Raw genomic sequence first — 18,387 nt, 5'->3', positions numbered from 1 at the left:
TTCATGACAGAGCAGGGCCGGGTGCTCGTGGTCGACGACGACGAGACCGTCCGGGACGTCGTCCGGCGGTATCTGGAGGTCGCGGGCTTCGACGTCGACGTCGCCGGGGACGGCACCGAGGGGCTGCGGCTGTTCTCCGAGACCGGCCCGGACCTCGTGGTGCTCGACGTCATGATGCCCGGGCTCAACGGGCTCGAGGTGTGCCGGCGGCTGCGGCAGGTGAGCCAGGTGCCGGTGGTGATGCTGACCGCGCTCGGCGAGGAGGAGAACCGGATCGCCGGACTCCAGCTCGGCGCCGACGACTACGTCACGAAACCCTTCAGCCCCAAGGAACTCGCGTTGCGGGTGGCGTCGGTCCTGCGGCGGGCCCGGATGCCGCGGCCGGAACCGGCGGCCCGTCAGGTCACCGACGGGGACCTTTCGCTGCAGATGACCGCGCGGCAGGCGACCCTCGGCGGCACCGAACTTCCGTTGACCAGCCGGGAATTCGACCTCCTCGCGTTCTTCCTCGCCCATCCCGGCGTGGCGTTCTCGCGCGCCGATCTGCTGGAGAAGGTCTGGGGCTGGGACTTCGGCGACCAGTCCACCGTGACCGTCCACGTGAGACGGTTGCGGGAGAAGATCGAGCGGAATCCGGCGAAACCCGTCCGCGTCGCCACCGTCTGGGGCGTCGGCTACCGGTACGACCCGGTGCGACCGTGATCGGCTCCGGCGAGTCGTTCGGCGAGATGCTGGCGCACGCCTGGCACATCCTGCCGTTCGCGCTGATGTTCGCGGTGCCGGTGGTGCTGCTCGGCGGGCTGGCGCTGTACCTGCTCAGGCGCGGTTCGCTGGCCAGCACGATGACGATCCTCGTGCTGATCCCGGTGCTCGCGACGCTGATCGCGGTGCTCGGGATCAGCGGGTTCATGTTCACCCCCGCGCTGACCACGATGACGCTCGTCTGCCTGCTGGTCGCGCTGGTGACGGTGCCCGCGGCACTCGTGCTCGGCCGCGCGATCGCGCGCCGCAGCGTGTGGGAGCGGGAGGCGCGGGAACGGGAGCGCGCGGCCGAGGCGTCGCGGCGTGAACTGGTCGCGTGGATCAGCCACGACCTGCGGAGCCCGCTGGCCGGGATCCAGGCGATGGCCGAGGCCGTCGCGGACGGCGTCGTCGCCGAACCGATCGAGGTCACCGGGTACGCGCGGCGGATCAGCGGCGAGACCACGCGGCTGTCCGGCATGGTCGGGGATCTGTTCGAGCTGTCGCGGATCACCGCGGGCGCGTTGCGACTGACCATGGCCTCCGTGCCGTTGCGGGACGTCGTGAGCGACGCCGTCGCCGCGCAAGCGCCGCTCGCCGAGCAGAAACGCGTGCGGATGGTCGAAAACGCCGACGTCTGGCCGGTCGTCTCCGGCAGCGATCCGGAACTGGCGCGGATCGTGCGCAACCTGGTGTCCAACGCCGTGCGGCACACCCCGCCGGACGGGACGGTCGCGGTCCAGATCGGGATAGAAGGCGGCGAGGCGCTGCTGGCGGTCTCCGACGGTTGCGGCGGGATCCCCGACGACGAGATCGGCCGGGTCTTCGACGTCGCGTTCCGCGGGACGACGGCGCGGACCCCCGAACGCGGCGGATTGGCGAGCGGCGGCGGACTCGGGCTGGCGATCGCGAAGGGGCTCGTCGAGGCGCATCGCGGCCGGATCGGCGTCCGCAATCACGGTCCGGGATGCCGGTTCGAGGTCCGGCTGCCGTTGGCCATGCCCTAGAACCGCAGGAAACCCATGTCCGGGAAGTGGGCCGCCGCGATGATCGCGCCGGTCTCTTCCGCTTCGGCGAGGAACCGCTGCCGGGTGCGGAGCGCGAGGTCCGGGTCGACGTCGCCGAGGAAGCTCACTCGCGTGTCCGTCAGCTGCGCGGGCGTGTGCAGGACGTCGCCGAGCAGCAGCAGGCGCTCGTCGTCCGCGGTGATGTCGAGGACGTAGTGGCCCGGCGTGTGGCCGGGGGCGTGCCGCGCCACGATCCCGGGCGCGATCTCGACGTCGTCGCCGCTGATCGCCTCGGTCAGGCCCGCGGCGCGGGCGGTCTCCATGCCGGCACGACTCCATTCGCCGGTCCCGGCGGGCTCGATCAGGGCCTCCCAGTCGAGCTGCCCGAAGACGACCTGAGCTCCGGGAAAGGTCAGGTCGCCTTCGGGGGCGATCCAGCCGATGTGGTCGTTGTGCAGGTGGGTGAGGAAGACGGTGTCGATCTCGCCGGTCGGGCAGCCCGCCTTGTCCAGCGCGGCGGCGAGGTCGCCACCGGTGCCCATCGGCGGGGTGGGGTCGCCCTTGGCGGGCGTCATTCCCTTGGGGAAGGCGAACTCGCGCGGGCCGAGGCCGGTGTCGACGAGGATCGTGCGGCCGTTGCCGCGGATCAGGTACGCGCCGGTCGGGACGTGCACGGTGCCGTCCTCGTCGAAGACGTCCGGGTGGGCGTCCGGGTCGAGACCGGGGAAGAACGCGAGCGGCAGCCGGAGCAGGCCGTCCCCGAGCGCTTCGATCTCGATGTCTCCGACGGTGATGCCCACCAAAACCCCCAAAAAAAGCCGATTCCGTTGCCGGGAACGACAACCGGCCGGGGGTGCGGTCTGTTCCCGGTTTCAGAGACCGACCGGTTCCCGCAGCTCAGCGGTGGCGAACCCGGCGATGCCCTCGGCGAAACCGGTTCGCGCGGTGAAGCCGAGCAGCCGCCGGGCGCGGGCCGGATCGGCGACGACGTGCCGGACGTCGGCTGGCCTCGCGCCACCGGCGATCTTCGGAGCCGGTCCGGCGCAGGCCTTCGCGAGCTCTTCGGCGAGTTCGCCGACCGAGTGCGGCTGCCCGGAACAGATGTTCAGCGGCGTCAGGTCGCCTTCGGGGCCCTCGGTTTCCAACGCGAGGACGTTCGCCCTCGCGACGTCGTGGACGTGCACGAAGTCTCGCTGCTGCTTGCCGTCCTCCAGCACTGTCGGTGCCTCGCCACGCAGGAGCGAGGACCGGAACAGCGACGCGACACCGGCGTACGGGGTGTTCTGCGGCATCCGCGGCCCGTAGACGTTGTGGTAGCGCATGGCCCAGACCGTTCCGCCGGTCTGCCGGGCCCACGCCGCCGCCAGATGTTCCTGCGCGAGCTTGGTGGCCGCGTAGGTGCTTCGCGGCCGCAACGGCGCGTCCTCGGGGACCAGCCGCCAGTCGAGTTCGGCGCCGCAATCCGCGCACGCGGGCTCGAAGCAGCCGGCGTCCACATCGGACTGTTTCCGCGGTGACGGTGGGACGATCCCGTGGATGGGGCATTCGTAGCGGCCTTCGCCGTAGACGACCATCGACGAGGCGAGTACCAGTTTCCGGACCTTGGCACGGTGCATCGCGGCGAGCAGCACGGCCGTCCCGTAGTCGTTGTTCAGCGCGTACGACGGCGCGTCGGACGGATCGACGCCGTGTCCGACGACGGCCGCCTGATGGCAGACCGCGTCGACGCCGTCCAGCAGCTCGGCGACCAGCTCCGTGTCGGTGACGTCGCCGCGCAGGAACCGGTGCCGTCCGGTGTACCCGGGCGGCCGCGACGAACCGTGGGCGGTGCGCAGGAGGTTGTCGAGGACGACGACCTCGTGGCCCTCATCGGACAGCAGATCGGCGATATGGGAGCCGATGAACCCGGCCCCGCCGGTTACGAGTGTTCGCACCTTCCCGACGCTAAGGGGGATCTACGGCGACGGCCCCGGATCCGCGGCTCACGTCAGGGAATCGTCACAACTCATGGCCTGCGACACCGCGGGAGCGAAGATCAGCCGAAACCGGATACGGTGTGCCTATGGAACGGAGCGCACAACGGCTGGGCCGCGCACTGGTGGTCATCGTGGACGACCGTGTCGCCCACGGCGAACACGAGGACAACACGGGACCGCTGGTCACGGAGTTGCTCGAAGAGGCGGGGTTCATCGTCGACGGCGTCGTGGTGGTCGAGGCCGAGACGGCCGCGATCCGCAACGCGCTCAACACCGCCGTGATCGGTGGCGCCGATCTGGTGATCACCGTCGGCGGCACCGGGGTCTCCCCGCGCGATCGCACGCCCGACGCGACGGCCGGTGTGCTCGACCGTCCGATCCCGGGCATCGGCGAGGCACTGCGCGCGTCCGGTCTGGCCGCCGGCGCGGTGGACGCGGGGATCTCCCGCGGGCTCGTCGGGGTCTCCGGCAGCACGCTGGTGGTCAACCTCGCGGGTTCGCGCGCGGCCGTCCGCGACGGCATGGCGACGCTCTCGTCGCTGGTGCCGTACGTGATCGACGAGCTTTCCGGACTCGAAGAGGCCTGACCTTTGGCGGACGACGAAGACAAGCGCCCTGCCGCGGCCGCCCAACGCCGGGTCGACGAGATCTTCGGCGACGTCCTGCCGGACACGACTTCCGACGAGCGAGAGCCGGGGCAGCGCGCCCCGGACTCCGACTCGTGGTACCTGGAGAACCGGCCGCCTCATCACGACCGGTGATCCGGGTCAGCCCTGGCGGTTCTGCTGCGCGCGCAGCAGGTCGCGGATCTCGGTGAGCAGCTCGACGTCGGTCGGCTCCGCCGGGCCCGCCTCTTCGCCGCGCTTACGCCGCTCCTGGACGTGCTTGACCGGCAGCACGATCACGAAGTAGACGACGGCGGCGACCAGCACGAAGTTGATCGCCGCGTTGATCACGCCGCCGAAGTCGAGGAACGTGGCGTCGTTCGCGCTGAGGATGTTGAACCCCAGCCCCTTGGCGGCGTCCGAGCCGCCGATGGTGTTGATCAGCGGTTTGATCAGGCCGGTCGTGAAGGCCGTGACGATCGATGTGAACGCGGCGCCGATGACCACCGCGACCGCGAGATCGACGACGTTCCCGCGCATCAGGAAGTCCTTGAAACCCTTGAGCAAGTCGCACTCCTCTTCACCTGGGACGGTTCGCCGACCGTCCCTTTTCCGTACCGGGGGGACGCAGGCGCCCGCCGCCACCGGTGGCAGGCGCGAGCTAGCGGAGGGTAACCGTTATGGACCGTTCCAGCGAGGTGGCGGCGACCCGTGTCGCGATCACGGAGGGCAGGGAGAGCAGCACCAAAGGTCCCTTGCTCCCCGCGCCGGGAGCTCTCGGCTCACCGGTTCCCTGCGCGCCGACCGCCGCCACGACGGCCATGCTGGCCAGCACAGACGCCTCTCGTCCGGCCTCGGCGGCCGCGACGACATCGACCCGCTGACCCGGCCTGAGCAACTCCGCGACACCCGCGTCGCCGAGCCTCACCGGGACAGTTGAATTCTCTGGATCACCCGTTCCGGGGATGGCTGTGTCCACCAGTCGGACGTCGGTCAGCGGCTCACCGGCCCGCGCCGCCCCGACGAGCATCCGCCCCTCGGCCGACGCGGGACTGGCGGTGGCGCCCTGTGGACGGACGTCGTCCGGGAGGTCGACGAGCTTGAGGTCCCCGGCGCGCAGCAGTGTCCCGGCGGGGAGGTCACGGGCGGAGACCACGGTCGCGGTGCCGGGCGTGCCCCGGGCGGAGTCGGGCAGGAAGAGGACGACCAGGCCGCTGAGCAGCAGGGACAGGGCCAGCCAGCGGCGGAGCAGGCGCGCCGGCCTGCCCTGAAGTCTTCGCAGGACGGGCAGATCGTGGAGCACGGGATTCCCCCTCGTCGATCGGTGATGATCTCGACGCTAGGGGCCGGTGCGGTACCCGGGAAGAACGAAAACCCCCGGCTGTGGATAACCGGGGGCCTGTGGACAACTCGGGGCGTCAGGAAGCGGCGGCGGCCGTTTTCGTCGTACCCGTGGAGGAGGATGCCGAGCTCTTCGTCTCCGACTTGGACTCGGGCTTCGACTCGGTCTTGCTCTCCGACTTGGACTCGGTCTTGGCCGAGGTCGAGGTCGTGTTGGCCTTCGAGTCGCGCGAATCGTTGCGGTAGAACCCGCTGCCCTTGAAGACCACGCCGACCGAGCTGAAGACCTTGCGAAGCGGCCCTGAGCACTGCGGGCACACGGTCAAGCTCGCGTCGGAGAACGACTGCACGGCCTCGAAAGCGTGGTCGCATTCCTTGCAGGCGTATTGGTAGGTGGGCACTGCTGCTCCTTCGTGCATTGGCACTCAGCCGACATGAGTGCTAACACAACACGGTACCGGCGCATTCCGGCGCTGGTCAAACAAGGTTTCCCAAGGTCACATGATGCCCTGGTCACGCCACTTGTGCCGTGCTGGATCTGGATCGGCTTTGCCTGGTTGATCGTCACCTGACCGAGTCAATAAATCTAGGCCCCCTAGATCTTGCTCATCTAGGGGGCCTAGATTATTCTGCGTGGTGAAGGCGATGAAGTATCGAGACGTGCGGCGGGCGCTTCTCGATGAAGACTGTGCTCACAAATCGACTCGGGGAAGTCATGAGAAGTGGGCTTGTCCGTGCGGTCGGCACCAAGCGATCGTGCCCAATCACAAGAACGTCTCCCCCGGAGTCGTGGACGACGTCATGAAGAAGCTCGCGTGTCTACCGAAGGGGTGGCTGCAATGACCGACACTTACGTCGTCTTGGCCAAGCGCTGGAAGCGCGGGTGGGAACTTCATGTCGACGGCGTCGGCGTCACGCAGGCGAGCACCTTGTCCAAGGCGGAGGCTGTCGCCCGCGAGTACATCGCGTTCGCTCTCGACATCGAAGACGAAAACTCCTTCGATGTGGATGTCGTGCCTCAGCTCGACGCCAAGCTCGCGGAGCAGGTCAGGTCCGCTCGCGCCGATGTGCGGGACGCGGAGCGCAGGCAACGCGAGGCCGCGGCGAAACAGCGTGAGGTGGCAAAGAAACTCGGAACATCCGGTCTGTCGGGGCGGGAGATCGCCGCGGTGCTGGGTTTGACCCCTCAGCGGGTGAGTCAGCTGATCGGAGGCAAAGGGAAGGGCGCGACCGCGGGCGGTTGAGTCCTGAGGTGAAGGAGACCGCCATGCCGGAGCGAACCGAAGATCCGTTCGGCGGCAGGAACCCGACCAGTCACGAGCGCATGACGGGCCGGCCATGGGACGCCTCCTACCACGAGGGCCCCGCCCCCTGGGACTTCGGCGGACCTCAGCCCGCCATCGTCCGGGCGGCGCCACGGTTCACCGGCGAGGTGCTCGACGCGGGCTGCGGGTCCGGCGAGAACGCGCTTCACCTCGCGTCACGGGGGCTTTACGTGCTGGGCGTCGACGTCGCCGAGACCGCGTTGAACAGAGCACGCCGGAAGGCGGTCGAGCGCGGGCTCGAGGCCGAGTTCACGACGGCGGACGCGCTTCACCTGGAGCGACTCGGACAGCGGTTCGACACGGTGCTCGATTGCGGGCTTTTCCACGCCTTCGACGCCGACGAGCGCCTCGCGTACGTCAAGAGCCTCGAAGCGGTGACCAAGGGGACGCTGTACATCCTGTGTTTCAGCGAGGGCGAGAACGCCGGGCCTCATCCCGTAAAACGTGAGGCGCTGACAAAGCCCTTCGGTGAAGGATGGCGCGTGAAGACCATCGAGAAGGAGCGCGTCCGGACCGGGTTCCACGACGAGAACGGCGCTCCTGCCTGGTTCGCGACGATCGAAAGAGAGCCGTCGGATGAGTGAGCTGCGAGATCTCCTGGCCGACGTCGCCGCCCGCGTGGCCGACTACCGCGAAAGCGTGGCCGACGCTCCGGTCTTCCCGGACGACACGTCGGGCGTCCGGGGAAAGCTCGGCGAGCTGCCCGAAAAGCCCACTCCGCCCGCCGACGTGATCCGGCGGCTCGCCGACGCCGTCGAGCCCGCGCTGGTGGCGACCACCGGGCCGAGGTACTTCGGATTCGTCACCGGTGGCGCGCTCGAAGCCGCGACTGCCGCCGACATGCTGACGGCCGGTTGGGACCAGGGTGCTTTCAACCAGGTCACCTCGCCTGCCGCCGCGATCGTCGAGGAGGTGGCGGGCGAGTGGCTCAAGGACGTCCTCGGCCTGCCGTCGGGCGCCTCCTTCGGATTCGTGACCGGTGGCCAGGGCGCCAACACGGTCTGCCTGGCCGCCGCACGTCATCACGTGCTGGCGCGGTCGGGATGGGACGTCGAGCGTCGCGGACTGCACGGGGCGCCGCCGCTCACGGTGGTGGCCGGCGAGGAACGCCACGCGACGATCGACCGCTCCCTGCGGCTACTCGGCCTGGGGACCGACTCCGTCAGGCCGGTACGCACGAACGGCCAAGGCGCCATCGACGTCGCCGACCTCGAGTGCACCCTCGACGGTCCCGCAATCGTTTGCCTTCAGGCCGGGAACGTGAACACCGGTGCCTTCGACGACTTCGCCGCAGCGACGGAAATCGCCCACGAGCGGGGCGCGTGGGTCCATGTCGACGGCGCGTTCGGGCTCTGGGCGGCCGCCACTCCCGCACTCGGGCACCTGACCGCCGGGGTGGAAGCGGCCGACTCCTGGGCGGTCGACGGGCACAAGTGGCTCAACGTCCCTTACGACAGCGGTTATGCCTTCTGCGCCCATCCCGAGTCCCACGTCGCCGCGATGTCGCTCACGGCCGCTTACCTGACCGGCCAGGGGGCTGGCGACGTGAGAGCGCCGGGCGACTTCGTGCCGGAGTCCTCCCGCCGGGCGCGCGGGTTCGCGACGTGGGCGGCACTCAGCGAGCTGGGCCGCTCAGGAGTCGCCGAACTGGTCGAGCGTTGCTGCGCGCTGGCACGCAGGTTCGCCGGGCAACTCGCGAAGAGCGAAGGCGTCACCATCGTCAACGACGTCGTGCTGAACCAGGTCCTCGTCAGCTTCGGCGAAGACACGGACAAGGTGATCGAGGCCGTCCAGCGCTCCGGCGAGTGCTGGATGGGCGCGACCACCTGGCGCGGCCGACGTCTGATGCGCATCTCCGTGTCCAATTGGACCACCACCGAAGCCGACGTCGATCGCGGTGTCGCCGCGATTCAGGCGGCCTTGGGCAGCGTCGCGGGAAACACGACAAGGAAGAACTGAAAAGTATGGCTGACAAGACACCGCAGGACATCGACGTGACGTTCACGGCCGAGGTAATTCCCGACCCCAACAGCGGCTGGCCGTGTGTGAACATGCCGGACTCCGCGGAGTTCTTCGGCACCGGCAAAGCCGTCAAGGTCAGCGGCACCGTGGACGGCCACGACTACGAGGTGAGCATGCTGCCGATCGGTGGCGGCGTCCACATGATGCCGCTGCGCAAACCGTTCCGGAAGGTGATCCGGAAGGAGATCGGAGACCAGGTCACCGTGCATCTGACCAAGCGGATTTCCTAGCCCTCGCGACAGAAGGGGCCGCTCACACGGCGCCGGTCCAGATCGGCCGCAGTTCGACGGTCTGACCTGGCGAGGCGAACTCGACGGCGATCTCGTCGGCCCGCGCCTGGTCCTTGGCCTCGATCAGGAAGAAACCGGCGAGATGGTCCTTCGTCGCCGAGTAGGGGCCTGCGCTCTTCTTCGCCGCGCCGGATTCGTACTCGTACAGGCTCGCTTTCGCGGGGTCGCCGAGCGGTTCTCCGCTGACGAGCTCACCCTTTTCGTGCAAACGGCCGAGCAGCGCTTCGAATGCCGCGAAGTGCCGCTCGCGTTCCTCCGCGGAAAGGGCGGCGAACTCCGGCGTGAATTCCTCGACCGGGTGTCCCCACGGCTCAGGATGAGAATGGAGCAGGATCAGGTACTTCATCGTGTTCTTCCCCTTCGAGGACCGTGCCGTGGCTCGCCTTCACTGTGCCGACAGCGGATCAGCACGAACAGTGAGCGGGCCACGACCGGGAAGTGAAGACGTCACGGTGACCCGACCGATCAGGAATCGAGAAGCGCCGGATACCGGCCTCACCTAGCGTGATCGCCATGGACATCAGCATTCACGGAAGCTTCCTCCCGCAGACCGACCCCGAAGCCGCACTGGCGTTCTACCGCGATCTCCTGGGCTTCGAGGTGCGCAACGACGTCGGTTACGACGGCATGCGCTGGCTCACCGTCGGCCCGCCGGGACAGCCCGTGTCGATCGTGCTGCACCCGCCGGCCGTCGACCCCGGCATCACCGACGACGAGCGCCGGGTCATCAGCGAGATGATGGCCAAGGGCACCTACGCGGGCATCCTGTTCTCCTCGGACGACCTCGACGGCCTCTTCAAGCAGCTCGCCGAGGCAGGCGCCGAGGTCATCCAGGAGCCGACCGACCAGCCGTACGGTCTGCGCGACGGCGCCGTCCGCGACCCGTCCGGGAACCTGATCCGTATCCAGCAGCGCGTCTGACGTCACCGGGTGCGGGCGCGGACATGGATCCGCTCACCCTGCTTGCCGAAGAGGCTGAGCACCTCGACCCGCCCGCGGCCGGTGGCGCCGAACCAATGCGGCGTCCGGCAGTCGAACTCGGCCGCCTCGCCGGGGCCGAGCACGACGTCCTGGTCGCCGAGCACCAGCCGAAGCCTGCCGCGCAGCACGTAGAGCCACTCGCGGCCGGGATGCGTCCGCGTCCGGGGTTCGTCGTCGCCGGGCGGGATCGTCATCTTGTAGGCACGGGGCCCGTCCTCGTGCCGGGTGAGCGGAATGAGGACCCGGCCGTCCTCGGGCGGTTCGAGCACCCTCGGTGAGGGCACGATCTCGTCGACGCGCAGGCCCAGCGCGGCGATGACCGGCAGGAGCAGTTCGAGGCTCGGCTTGCGCTGCCCGGATTCGAGCCGGGACAGGGTGCTGGTGGAGATGCCGGTGGCGCGGCTGAGCTCCACCAGCGTCGTCCCCTTTTTCGAGCGTGCGCGTCGCAGCCGGGGTGCGATCAGCTCGATCGCCGCGGCGACGGCGGGTTGGTTCTCCATATCGCCAGCACAGCAGCTCGTCCCGATTCCGGCAAAGTTCTTTGCCGAAACAGCCAGACGCTGCCGATGCTGGCGCCATGACCGAAACCCAGCGCCTCCCCGCCGGCGTCTACCTGCTCGCCTTCAGCCTGTTCGCCATGGGGAGCGCCGAATTCCTGATGGCAGGCGTGCTGCCCTCGGCCGCCGCCGACCTCGGCGTCTCCCTGTCGTCCGCGGGAGCGCTCATCACCGCGTTCGCCCTCGGCGTCGTCCTGGGCGGCCCGCCCTTCGCCGTGCTCAGCCTGAAGTGGCCACGGCGAACGGCGCTGATGACCACGCAACTCGTCTTCGCCGCGTCGATCGCGGCAGGCTTGCTCGCCGACGACTATCTCGTCCTGCTGATCACCCGCTTCGTCGCCGGTCTCGCCTACGCGGGCTTCTTCGCGGTCGCCGCCGTGACCGCGATCAGCCTGGTGACCCCCGACCGCAACGCGCGCGCCTCGGGCGTCGTCGTCGCCGGGCTCAGCGTCGCCATGGTGGCCGGGGGACCGGCGGGCACCCTGCTCAGCAACCTCACCGACTGGACCGGCGGCTTCTGGGGCGTCGTGGCGCTTACGGTTGTAGGCGTGGTCGCCTGCGCCGTGGGCCTGCCCGCCACCGCGTCCGCGGCTCCGAACCTTTCGGGCGAACTGCGCGCGATGCGCTCCTGGCGCCTATGGGGCGTCTACGCCGTCACGATCCTGAGCACCGCCTCGTACATGGTTTCCTTCAACTACCTGGCGGCGATGCTGGAGGACGTCCTTCCCGTGGTCTGGATCCCCGCCGTCCTGGCACTGTTCGGCATCGGCGCCTTCGCGGGATTGTCGGCCGGCGGCCGGATCTCCGACAAGCGGCCGCACCACGCGCTTCTTGGCGGTGTCCTCGGCATCGCGGTCTTCTCGGTGCTGCTCGCCGTCTTCACCACGTCGGTCTGGGTTGTCGTGCCCGTGGTGTTCCTGCTGGGAGTCGCGGCTTTCGTGCTCAACCCGGCGCTCTACGGGCGGGTGTTCGCCATCGCCGGTTCCGCCCCGACCCTCGCCGGCGCCACCACGGTCTCGGCCTTCCAGCTGGGCATCAGCCTCACCCCGGCCTTCGCCGCCGGGGCACTGAACCTGGGCGCCTCGCTGACCGCCATCCCGTGGATCGGCGCGGCCCTGGCGCTGGTCACGGTGCCCCTTGTGCTCGTTTGCTAGCATGCGAGCATGGCTCAGGTCGAGAAACGGCAATTCAACGTCTATCTGCCGCCCGACCTCATCAAGCGGGTGAAGCACGCGTCCGTCGACGCCGACGAGTCGCTCTCGTCGTTCGTCGAACGGGTGCTGGAGGATTACCTGCGGACCAGTGAGGAACTCGAACGATGAAGGTCGTGCCGATCCGCTACACCTCGGACGTCGAGGCCATGACGCGGTTCTACGAGGCTCTCGGGCTGCGGGCCGGGCCGGTGTCGCGCCCCGGCGGATGGGTCGAACTGCCCGCCGAGGGCGGGATGCTGGCCATCCACCGGTCGTCCGGCGAGGACGTGGGCCGCTGCGAGCTGGCCTTCGAGGTCGGCGAACCACTGGAAGACGTCGCGGAACGCCTGCGAGCGGCCGGTTTCGAGCCGGGACCGCCGATGGACGAAAGCTTCGGGCATTCACTGCGCGTCCAGGATCCCGACGGTGTCTGGGTGCAGCTCAACCTGTACGACCGAGACCTTTACACGTGACAGGAGTCCGGCTGGCGGTCGGCATCGTCGCGCTCGAGTTCGCGGCCGCGGTGACCGGTTTCGTCGCCTCCACGCTGCTGCCCGTCGTCGCCGATGATCTCGACGCCCGGGACAGCCTCGGACTCCTGATCGCCGGCTCGTCCTTGGGCCTTTTCGTCGCGCTTCCCTTGGCGAGCCGGGTTCTCGCCCGCCTGGGCCCTCGCGGCACCCTCGCTGCCGGGATGATCGCCTACCTGAGCGGACTCCTCCTGGCCGCGATGTCGCGGACTGCATGGATGTTCGCCCTGGGCCAGTTCTCCGCCGGGCTCGCCAGCGGCCTCCTCGCGGTTTTCGGTATCAGCTCGGCGATCCGGCATCTCGACGACCGCCTGCGGATCCGCGTGGTCGCGGCGTCCTCGGCGATGTGGATCGTCCCCGCCCTGGTCGGCCCGGCCGCGACACTGGGTCTGGAACATCTCGTGGGCTGGCGTTGGACCCTCCTGCTGCCGGTGCCGTTCGTCCTTTTCGGACGGTTGCTGGTGGTGCGCGCCACCCGCGGCTCCCGGGATTCCACCGAGGTGCCACGCCCGCTGCTGCGGACCCTGACAGTGCCGCTCGGCGCGGCGTGTGTCGTGTTCAGCAAGGGGTTCTGGCCGATCGCGCTCGCCGGGGCGGCGATCACCGTCGTCGGGATGATCGCGATCCTGCCGGCCGGAACCGCACGTCTCCGCCCAGGAACCCCCGCCGCGCTCGGCGCGATGGTGCTGTTCGCGATCGGCTATTTCGGCGCGGACAGCCTGATCACCGTGCTCCTGACGAGCGGATTCGGAGTGAGCCTCGGCGAAGCCGCGATCGTCCTGAGCGCCGCACCCCTGGGCTGGGCGGTGACCAGCCTCGTCGCGACCCGGCTCGCTTCGACGTATCTTCCCGTAGTGGGCTTGAGTCTGACCGCTCTCGGCACTGCCGTCCTGGCCTTCGGCGGTTCGTTCACAGTGGCGCTCGTCGCCTGGACCTTGGCCGGGATCGGCGTCGGCCTCGCCTATCCCGGCCTGTACATCAGAGCCACGACGGCGGGCTCCAGCGGTTTCTCCGCCGCGGAACTCGCCACCGCCGTCATCACGGCGGAATGCGTCGGGCAGCTACTGGGCCGGGCCGTCGGCGGCGCCCTGAGTTCCACGGGCACCGGCCTGCTCGCCTCGTACGCGCTGTTCGCCGTTGCCTTGGCCGCTGCCGCGATCGCCGCGTTCCGGCTACCCCCGGAAGAGTGCGCAGGACGCCGTCTCGGTCGACAGCGTGCAGTCAACCCTGAGGCAACCGAGTGAATGCGCCGTCATCTTGAACCAGCCGCATCAGAACCACGTGTGGAACCTGTCCCACAAGCGGCGACGGCGGCAGCGTGGCTTCGCCGCCTGAGCTGGGTATGCCGTGCCGCTGGCAGCAACAGCGGCACGGCATATTCCCTTCGTTTCAGTCGATCCGGGCTACGCCTGCCGCGTCGGAGCCGTGTTTCTCCTGCTCAGCCAGAGCAAGGCGCCGAGCCCCAGCGCTGAAAGCGCCGCGGCTCGCAGCAGCACGGAGCCGGCCAGCAGCACACCGGAGGTGACGATGCCGGCCACAGTGAGCAGCACCGCGGCCTGCCATGTGTGTTTCCACTCGCCGGAGGTGACGCGGTCCGCCATGCCCAGCCAGCCGTCGGACTGTGTCCGGCAGGGCGGTTGAAGCACCAGCGCGGCGTCCAACAGCTCGTCGAAGCTGATGTACTCCGCCGCGGCGAAGGGCACGACTACGCCACTTTCGGGCAGGTGTGTGACCGGATCGGGCGATGGTTTCTCTGGCGGTTCCCCAGTAGCAACCGGTACGGTCTTCATGTTCTCGTGTCTCCTGATCTCTTATCCGGGATTTTGGTATCGCGACGAACACTCACGCGGCTCCCTGTTCGCGCAGGGGGCCGCGTCCTTACTTGTTTTTGAGTGCGGGAGAGCGGCATACGTGCCGGCTGCACGACTCGCCCTCCCAGACCGTCGCTGAGGCCAGCTTGCAGAAGATCGGAGTCGAGAGCGAGCCCCGGGCAGGATTAATCGCCGACCGGTCTCTAAGCGAGGTTAAACGGTCGAGTGGTCGCGGTCGCTCCGATGTAGGGCGACTATTCAGATTCTCTGAATTCCTAGTATACACACGAAAGTGTGTATTGACAGCGCTTCACGTGCGAGCTCTGTGAACGACCGAGTTGCTACTTTGTGGTAACGCATGGCGGTTTGGTATCTAACGGGTGGCAATGGCGAACCCGATCTTCGGTGTTGTGCCTTCGCGCAAGCAACTTGCCGTGCAACCGCACGTGCAATGCTGTTTGCCGCGAAAGATCGACCGCTTGTCGCAGAAGTTGTCGATCTCTGTATCTGAGCCGTCATTCTGTCGGGTCGTCACGCTATTGGCGCATTCAGCAACGAACTCCGCCATGTGGGCGACCTCCTGCTTCCAGGCAACGGAATCCGCAGTTGGCAACCTTGTCTTGCTTGGCGATACACGCGCTTCCGCGCGAGTTCAAGCCGGTACCGAACAAAATTCAGTACAACGCTCTTGGCCTTCGCCGACGTGGCGACCGACATCGGATGGCGGCGACGACGAGTCAGTTTCTGTGGCCCTGGCCCGTGAAGAATTGCGGAATACGTGCGCCGATCGACTATGTGTGCGTATTTCGAAACAGCGGGCGCCGGGCGGCAGGACCGAAATGACCGGCAAACGGCCTAGTGTCGCGCACGTTAGGGTCGATATCTTTGTCCGCTGGTTGCTTCCCGCGTGGCGCCTCTGCAAGGGTCGTCAGACCGGTTCGGCTGATGAATTCGATCATTGCGGCGAGGTCGTCGGATACGAGACCACGGGGAGAGGCGTATGCGGGTCGTAGCGGTCATGAACTACAAGGGCGGGGTGGGAAAAACGACTGTCACCGCCAACCTCGGCGCGGTCGCTGCCAGTCGCGGTCTGCGCGTGCTGCTCATCGACCTCGACCCGCAGACGAATTTGACGTTTTCATTCTTCACGGTCGATGCCTGGCATAATAGACTGAAAGACGATCTTACGATCAAGCGGTGGTACGAAAGTGAGCTCCCCGGTCGTGGTATCTCGTTGGCGGACTTGATCGTCACTCCTGAGCGGGCGGAGGACGCCCTCGTGAACACGGGTGGGCGGCTCGACCTCATTTCCTCGCACCTGGGTCTCATCGACATCGACCTCGAACTCGCCGCGCGCTTGGGCGGGACGACCACTCTCGACGGATCGAAGCGGAAGTTCTTGGATCTGCACAATTGCCTGCGAGGAGCGCTGGAGGACGACCGGTTCGCTGACTACGACCTGGTGCTCATCGACTGTGCACCCAATTTCGGCCTCGTCACCAAGACGGCGATCGTGGCCAGTGAAAAGATCCTGGTACCTGCCAAGGCGGATTACCTGTCCACGCTGGGATTGGACTATCTGGATGGGAACTGCAAGGTACTTGTCCAGCAGTTCAACGATTACGTCAACCATAAGCGTGATGCCGGAGATTACCGGCCGATCGACCCCGGCTTCCTCGGGGTGGTCTTCACCATGGTTCAGATCTACTCGCAGCAAGTGGTTCTCGCTCAGCACGCCTACATCGAAGAGGTGCGTCTCAACTCGCGGGTTCCTGTATTGGAAAGCAAGATCCGCAACAGTCCACGCCACTTCGGTGACGCCGGGGAGGGTGGCGTACCGGCGATGCTGGCCGCCGCGGGCAAGGACGAGGTCGTGAGCGAGTTCGACCAGTTGGTGGACGAGGTGCTGAGTGAGCTCTCGTTGTCGGGTGATCGTCAGTGAGTGACTTGAAGACTTTCGTTACCCTGCAAGCCCGGCTGTATGAGTTCCTCGAGCGACAAGACGAGACCACGCTGCTGGCGATTCTCAGCGGGGAAGCGCATTTGGCCGTCTGGCACGGCGATGACGCGCAGGTCTCCACTCCCAGCGCGCCACCCGACGTCCGGTTGCCTTCCGATGATCCCAAGCTCGTCGCGTTGGAGCTTTTGAAACCGGCGTCGGAAGACCAGCGGCTGATCTTCTTGAAGGCGGCAGGATTGAAATTGCCCGCTTTGAAAGAGGTGGCAAAACTGTGTGGCTTGCGCGGTTACAGCAGGCTCAACCGAGAGAAGCTTATCGATCAGCTGGTCTTTCACGATTCAAGCGTTGAGCAGCAGCTGTCCACTCGGAAGAGCATGCCGCCGACGTCGGCACCTCAGCCCAGCTCGGCACGTTCGAACGCGGACGTTGCGGCCATCGCCTCGCGGCTGCGTGAAATGGACACCGTGGAAGAAGGCGCTGCCTATCTCCGCTCTCACAAACTGGATCGGGAGAGCCTCCTCGTTCTCGCGGCCGAACTGCAACTCACGCGGGTGACCCGGTTGAGTCAGCCAGAGCTGGAGAAGAGGGTGCTCAAACAAGCGATCGGGTCCCGCCGCAAGTTTTCCGGACTGGGGAAGTGGTGAGGATGTCGGCGGAACCGTCCGGAGGTACCGGCGGCCGTGCGATGCACCTGATCCGTGGACGTCGTGTCACGGTCTCAGACCTGTTGGACGCCGGGCTGCTCCAAGAAGGGGCGAAGCTCAGGTTCACCCGGCGACGTATAGGTGATGTCTACGGCGCGATGGTGACCGGTAACGGACGAATCCGGCTCGACCGGGACGGTGGAGAGTTCCGCTCCCCGTCCCGGGCAGCCATGGTGGCGGCGGGAATGCGGGCTGTCGACGGCTGGCATGCCTGGCAGGTCGTCGACCAAGGGCGGATGCTGGACGCCCTCCGTCAGGAACTGCTCGACCGGGCGATTTCGACGGCGGCGGTCGCGGCCAACCGGCAGGAGGAGGACGCGGACCGTCAGCGCATCCATTCGCGTTTGCGTGAGGCGCGTGGTCGCGCGGAAGCCCGGAATCCCGAAAGCTTTTCCGTCCGGGAGCTCATCGCGCTTTGGAGAGTCAAGGATCGCAGCGATCAGGTCAGCCAGATCGAAGCGGACCTCGCGAATCATGGCCTGGTGACCTCGCCCAGCTTCCGGGCGGTGACACTGGATACGGTGGTTTCGCTGATCACGCCGCCCGATGAGTCGGACGAGCCCGCGACGGCAGGAAGGTCCGACATGGACAACCTGCCGGTCGTCGAGGACGACGAGGGTGGTGACGATTTGAATGTCCGCCTGACCGTGGGGAACCTGTCTCCGCTAGAGGGTGTCGAATCCGTCAATCCCAACAGCGCGCTCGAAGAAGCGATCACCAAGATGCTTCTCAACGACTATTCGCAGCTCGCGGTCCTGAACGGCCCCCGAAGTCTGCGCGGTGCCGTGACCTGGCGCTCGATCGCACAGGCGATGCATCAGAAGCCCGATGCGAGTGTCGCCGACGCGATCGATCCTCAACCGGAGGTCGTTCCTTACGATCGAGACCTCTTCGAGGTGCTTCCAGCGCTTCAACAGTGCGATTTCGTCTTCGTCTTGAACGAAAGCAAGGTCGTCAGCGGCATTGTCACGACGGCGGATGTGGTACAGCGCTACGGCGAGCTGGCCACTCCGTTCTTGCAGCTCGGTGAACTGGATCAGACTCTCCGCTGGATTCTGGGACGCTCTTTCGACGTGGAATCCATCCGGTCGTATTGCGAAAAGCCGGTCGAGAGCTTCGATCATCTCGCCTTCGGCGACTACCTGCGAGTGCTGCAAAACAATGATGCCTGGATCAAACTGGGCTGGCCGTTGGATCGCTCCGCCTTCATCGCCCGGCTGGACGAAATCCGGATTGTCCGCAACAGCGTCATGCACTTCCATCCCGACCCGGTGCCGGAGGACGCGGTCGAAAAGCTGCGGCGGTTCAACAGGCTCCTGCACCAGTATCGCGACCTGGTCTAGC

The 18,387-nt window shown here is 67.3% G+C and carries 25 protein-coding genes; 17 read left to right on the top strand and 8 right to left on the bottom strand.

Features of this window, described 5'->3' with window-relative positions:
* Window positions 1-3 precede the first annotated feature (3 nt).
* Entirely contained in the window at window positions 4-702 is a 699-nt protein-coding gene (locus tag ACLJRM_RS27710; protein ID WP_101613523.1) for a response regulator transcription factor, read from the top strand.
* On the top strand, window positions 699-1,748 hold the full coding sequence (locus ACLJRM_RS27705; RefSeq protein ID WP_101610687.1) for a sensor histidine kinase: 1,050 nt from the start codon (window positions 699-701) through the stop codon (window positions 1,746-1,748). The genes ACLJRM_RS27710 and ACLJRM_RS27705 overlap by 4 nt, the downstream gene beginning before the upstream one ends.
* Here the strand turns inward: ACLJRM_RS27705 and ACLJRM_RS27700 are convergent.
* Both ACLJRM_RS27700 and ACLJRM_RS27695 read right to left on the bottom strand, forming a co-directional pair.
* Entirely contained in the window at window positions 1,745-2,548 is an 804-nt protein-coding gene (locus ACLJRM_RS27700) for an MBL fold metallo-hydrolase (protein WP_410664679.1), read from the bottom strand. The two genes, ACLJRM_RS27705 and ACLJRM_RS27700, sit on opposite strands and share 4 nt — an antisense overlap.
* Window positions 2,549-2,620: 72 nt before the next feature.
* The gene (locus tag ACLJRM_RS27695) at window positions 2,621-3,682 is read right to left on the bottom strand and encodes an NAD-dependent epimerase/dehydratase family protein (RefSeq protein ID WP_101610685.1); all 1,062 of its coding nucleotides are present in this window, start codon (window positions 3,680-3,682) and stop codon (window positions 2,621-2,623) included.
* Between the two features lie 128 nt (window positions 3,683-3,810).
* Here ACLJRM_RS27695 and ACLJRM_RS27690 point away from each other — a divergent pair, with 128 nt between their 5' ends.
* Together ACLJRM_RS27690 and ACLJRM_RS27685 are read left to right on the top strand one after the other, a co-directional pair.
* Window positions 3,811-4,311, top strand: coding sequence for a molybdenum cofactor biosynthesis protein B (locus tag ACLJRM_RS27690; RefSeq protein WP_005155592.1), 501 nt, complete (start codon window positions 3,811-3,813; stop codon window positions 4,309-4,311).
* 3 nt (window positions 4,312-4,314) lie between these two features.
* A complete protein-coding gene (locus ACLJRM_RS27685) occupies window positions 4,315-4,485 on the top strand; it encodes a hypothetical protein (protein WP_168214414.1) in 171 nt (56 codons plus the stop codon).
* 6 nt (window positions 4,486-4,491) lie between these two features.
* Here ACLJRM_RS27685 and mscL read toward each other — a convergent pair whose 3' ends face one another.
* The 3 genes from mscL to ACLJRM_RS27670 form a co-directional block, all read right to left on the bottom strand.
* The gene (gene mscL / locus ACLJRM_RS27680) at window positions 4,492-4,896 is read right to left on the bottom strand and encodes a large-conductance mechanosensitive channel protein MscL (protein ID WP_101610684.1); all 405 of its coding nucleotides are present in this window, start codon (window positions 4,894-4,896) and stop codon (window positions 4,492-4,494) included.
* A gap of 94 nt (window positions 4,897-4,990) precedes the next feature.
* Window positions 4,991-5,632, bottom strand: a complete 642-nt coding sequence (locus ACLJRM_RS27675; RefSeq protein ID WP_410664678.1) for an SAF domain-containing protein — start codon at window positions 5,630-5,632, stop codon at window positions 4,991-4,993.
* Between the two features lie 115 nt (window positions 5,633-5,747).
* Window positions 5,748-6,071: an FmdB family zinc ribbon protein gene (locus ACLJRM_RS27670; RefSeq protein WP_101610682.1), complete on the bottom strand. Its 324-nt coding sequence runs from the start codon at window positions 6,069-6,071 to the stop codon at window positions 5,748-5,750.
* 244 nt (window positions 6,072-6,315) lie between these two features.
* On the opposite strand from ACLJRM_RS27670, the gene ACLJRM_RS27665 reads away from it, so the two are divergent.
* Genes ACLJRM_RS27665 through ACLJRM_RS27645 form a run of 5 tightly spaced genes read left to right on the top strand, consistent with a single transcriptional unit; the run spans window position 6,316 to window position 9,247 of the window.
* Window positions 6,316-6,513 (top strand): type II toxin-antitoxin system HicA family toxin, encoded by a 198-nt coding sequence (locus ACLJRM_RS27665; protein ID WP_410664738.1) that lies wholly within the window; start codon window positions 6,316-6,318, stop codon window positions 6,511-6,513.
* The gene (locus ACLJRM_RS27660; protein WP_410600374.1) at window positions 6,510-6,914 is read left to right on the top strand and encodes a hypothetical protein; all 405 of its coding nucleotides are present in this window, start codon (window positions 6,510-6,512) and stop codon (window positions 6,912-6,914) included. Before ACLJRM_RS27665 ends, ACLJRM_RS27660 begins: the two co-directional genes overlap by 4 nt.
* A 23-nt stretch (window positions 6,915-6,937) precedes the next feature.
* Window positions 6,938-7,579 carry a class I SAM-dependent methyltransferase gene (locus tag ACLJRM_RS27655; protein WP_410664677.1) on the top strand — a complete coding sequence of 214 codons (642 nt, stop codon included), beginning with the start codon at window positions 6,938-6,940 and terminating at the stop codon, window positions 7,577-7,579.
* Window positions 7,572-8,954, top strand: coding sequence for a pyridoxal phosphate-dependent decarboxylase family protein (locus tag ACLJRM_RS27650; RefSeq protein WP_410664676.1), 1,383 nt, complete (start codon window positions 7,572-7,574; stop codon window positions 8,952-8,954). Before ACLJRM_RS27655 ends, ACLJRM_RS27650 begins: the two co-directional genes overlap by 8 nt.
* A gap of 5 nt (window positions 8,955-8,959) precedes the next feature.
* On the top strand, window positions 8,960-9,247 hold the full coding sequence (locus tag ACLJRM_RS27645) for a DUF1905 domain-containing protein (RefSeq protein ID WP_410664675.1): 288 nt from the start codon (window positions 8,960-8,962) through the stop codon (window positions 9,245-9,247).
* Between the two features lie 22 nt (window positions 9,248-9,269).
* Here ACLJRM_RS27645 and ACLJRM_RS27640 read toward each other — a convergent pair whose 3' ends face one another.
* Window positions 9,270-9,653 (bottom strand): YciI family protein, encoded by a 384-nt coding sequence (locus ACLJRM_RS27640; protein ID WP_410664674.1) that lies wholly within the window; start codon window positions 9,651-9,653, stop codon window positions 9,270-9,272.
* Window positions 9,654-9,820: 167 nt separating this feature from the next.
* Here ACLJRM_RS27640 and ACLJRM_RS27635 point away from each other — a divergent pair, with 167 nt between their 5' ends.
* Window positions 9,821-10,228 carry a VOC family protein gene (locus ACLJRM_RS27635; RefSeq protein ID WP_101613522.1) on the top strand — a complete coding sequence of 136 codons (408 nt, stop codon included), beginning with the start codon at window positions 9,821-9,823 and terminating at the stop codon, window positions 10,226-10,228.
* Window positions 10,229-10,230: 2 nt separating this feature from the next.
* Here ACLJRM_RS27635 and ACLJRM_RS27630 read toward each other — a convergent pair whose 3' ends face one another.
* Complete coding sequence (locus ACLJRM_RS27630) at window positions 10,231-10,788, bottom strand: helix-turn-helix domain-containing protein (protein ID WP_101610677.1); 558 nt, start codon at window positions 10,786-10,788, stop codon at window positions 10,231-10,233.
* 77 nt (window positions 10,789-10,865) lie between these two features.
* Here ACLJRM_RS27630 and ACLJRM_RS27625 point away from each other — a divergent pair, with 77 nt between their 5' ends.
* From ACLJRM_RS27625 to ACLJRM_RS27610, 4 genes are read left to right on the top strand one after another with little or no spacing between them, the layout of a single operon-like run.
* Window positions 10,866-11,999 carry an MFS transporter gene (locus tag ACLJRM_RS27625; RefSeq protein ID WP_410664673.1) on the top strand — a complete coding sequence of 378 codons (1,134 nt, stop codon included), beginning with the start codon at window positions 10,866-10,868 and terminating at the stop codon, window positions 11,997-11,999.
* Window positions 12,000-12,008: 9 nt separating this feature from the next.
* Window positions 12,009-12,167: a CopG family transcriptional regulator gene (locus ACLJRM_RS27620; RefSeq protein ID WP_410664672.1), complete on the top strand. Its 159-nt coding sequence runs from the start codon at window positions 12,009-12,011 to the stop codon at window positions 12,165-12,167.
* Window positions 12,164-12,511, top strand: coding sequence for a VOC family protein (locus tag ACLJRM_RS27615; protein ID WP_410664671.1), 348 nt, complete (start codon window positions 12,164-12,166; stop codon window positions 12,509-12,511). Before ACLJRM_RS27620 ends, ACLJRM_RS27615 begins: the two co-directional genes overlap by 4 nt.
* Complete coding sequence (locus ACLJRM_RS27610; RefSeq protein WP_410664670.1) at window positions 12,508-13,812, top strand: MFS transporter; 1,305 nt, start codon at window positions 12,508-12,510, stop codon at window positions 13,810-13,812. Before ACLJRM_RS27615 ends, ACLJRM_RS27610 begins: the two co-directional genes overlap by 4 nt.
* Window positions 13,813-13,971: 159 nt before the next feature.
* On the opposite strand, the gene ACLJRM_RS27605 is transcribed toward ACLJRM_RS27610, so the two are convergent.
* Window positions 13,972-14,358: a hypothetical protein gene (locus tag ACLJRM_RS27605; RefSeq protein WP_410664669.1), complete on the bottom strand. Its 387-nt coding sequence runs from the start codon at window positions 14,356-14,358 to the stop codon at window positions 13,972-13,974.
* Window positions 14,359-15,379: 1,021 nt separating this feature from the next.
* Between ACLJRM_RS27605 and ACLJRM_RS27600 the strand changes: the two genes are divergently transcribed.
* The 3 genes from ACLJRM_RS27600 to ACLJRM_RS27590 are packed head-to-tail and all read left to right on the top strand — an operon-like array spanning window position 15,380 to window position 18,386.
* On the top strand, window positions 15,380-16,321 hold the full coding sequence (locus ACLJRM_RS27600) for a ParA family protein (protein WP_410664668.1): 942 nt from the start codon (window positions 15,380-15,382) through the stop codon (window positions 16,319-16,321).
* Window positions 16,318-16,983: a hypothetical protein gene (locus ACLJRM_RS27595; RefSeq protein WP_410664667.1), complete on the top strand. Its 666-nt coding sequence runs from the start codon at window positions 16,318-16,320 to the stop codon at window positions 16,981-16,983. The genes ACLJRM_RS27600 and ACLJRM_RS27595 overlap by 4 nt, the downstream gene beginning before the upstream one ends.
* Before the next feature lie 2 nt (window positions 16,984-16,985).
* Window positions 16,986-18,386 carry a CBS domain-containing protein gene (locus ACLJRM_RS27590; RefSeq protein ID WP_410664666.1) on the top strand — a complete coding sequence of 467 codons (1,401 nt, stop codon included), beginning with the start codon at window positions 16,986-16,988 and terminating at the stop codon, window positions 18,384-18,386.
* The last annotated feature ends 1 nt before the right edge of the window (window position 18,387 follow it).

Source organism: Amycolatopsis sp. lyj-84 (genome assembly GCF_046549075.1).
Lineage (GTDB): Bacteria > Actinomycetota > Actinomycetes > Mycobacteriales > Pseudonocardiaceae > Amycolatopsis.
The sequence above is the reverse complement of the archived record's forward strand: the minus strand, read 5'-3'. Positions and strand labels throughout refer to the sequence as shown.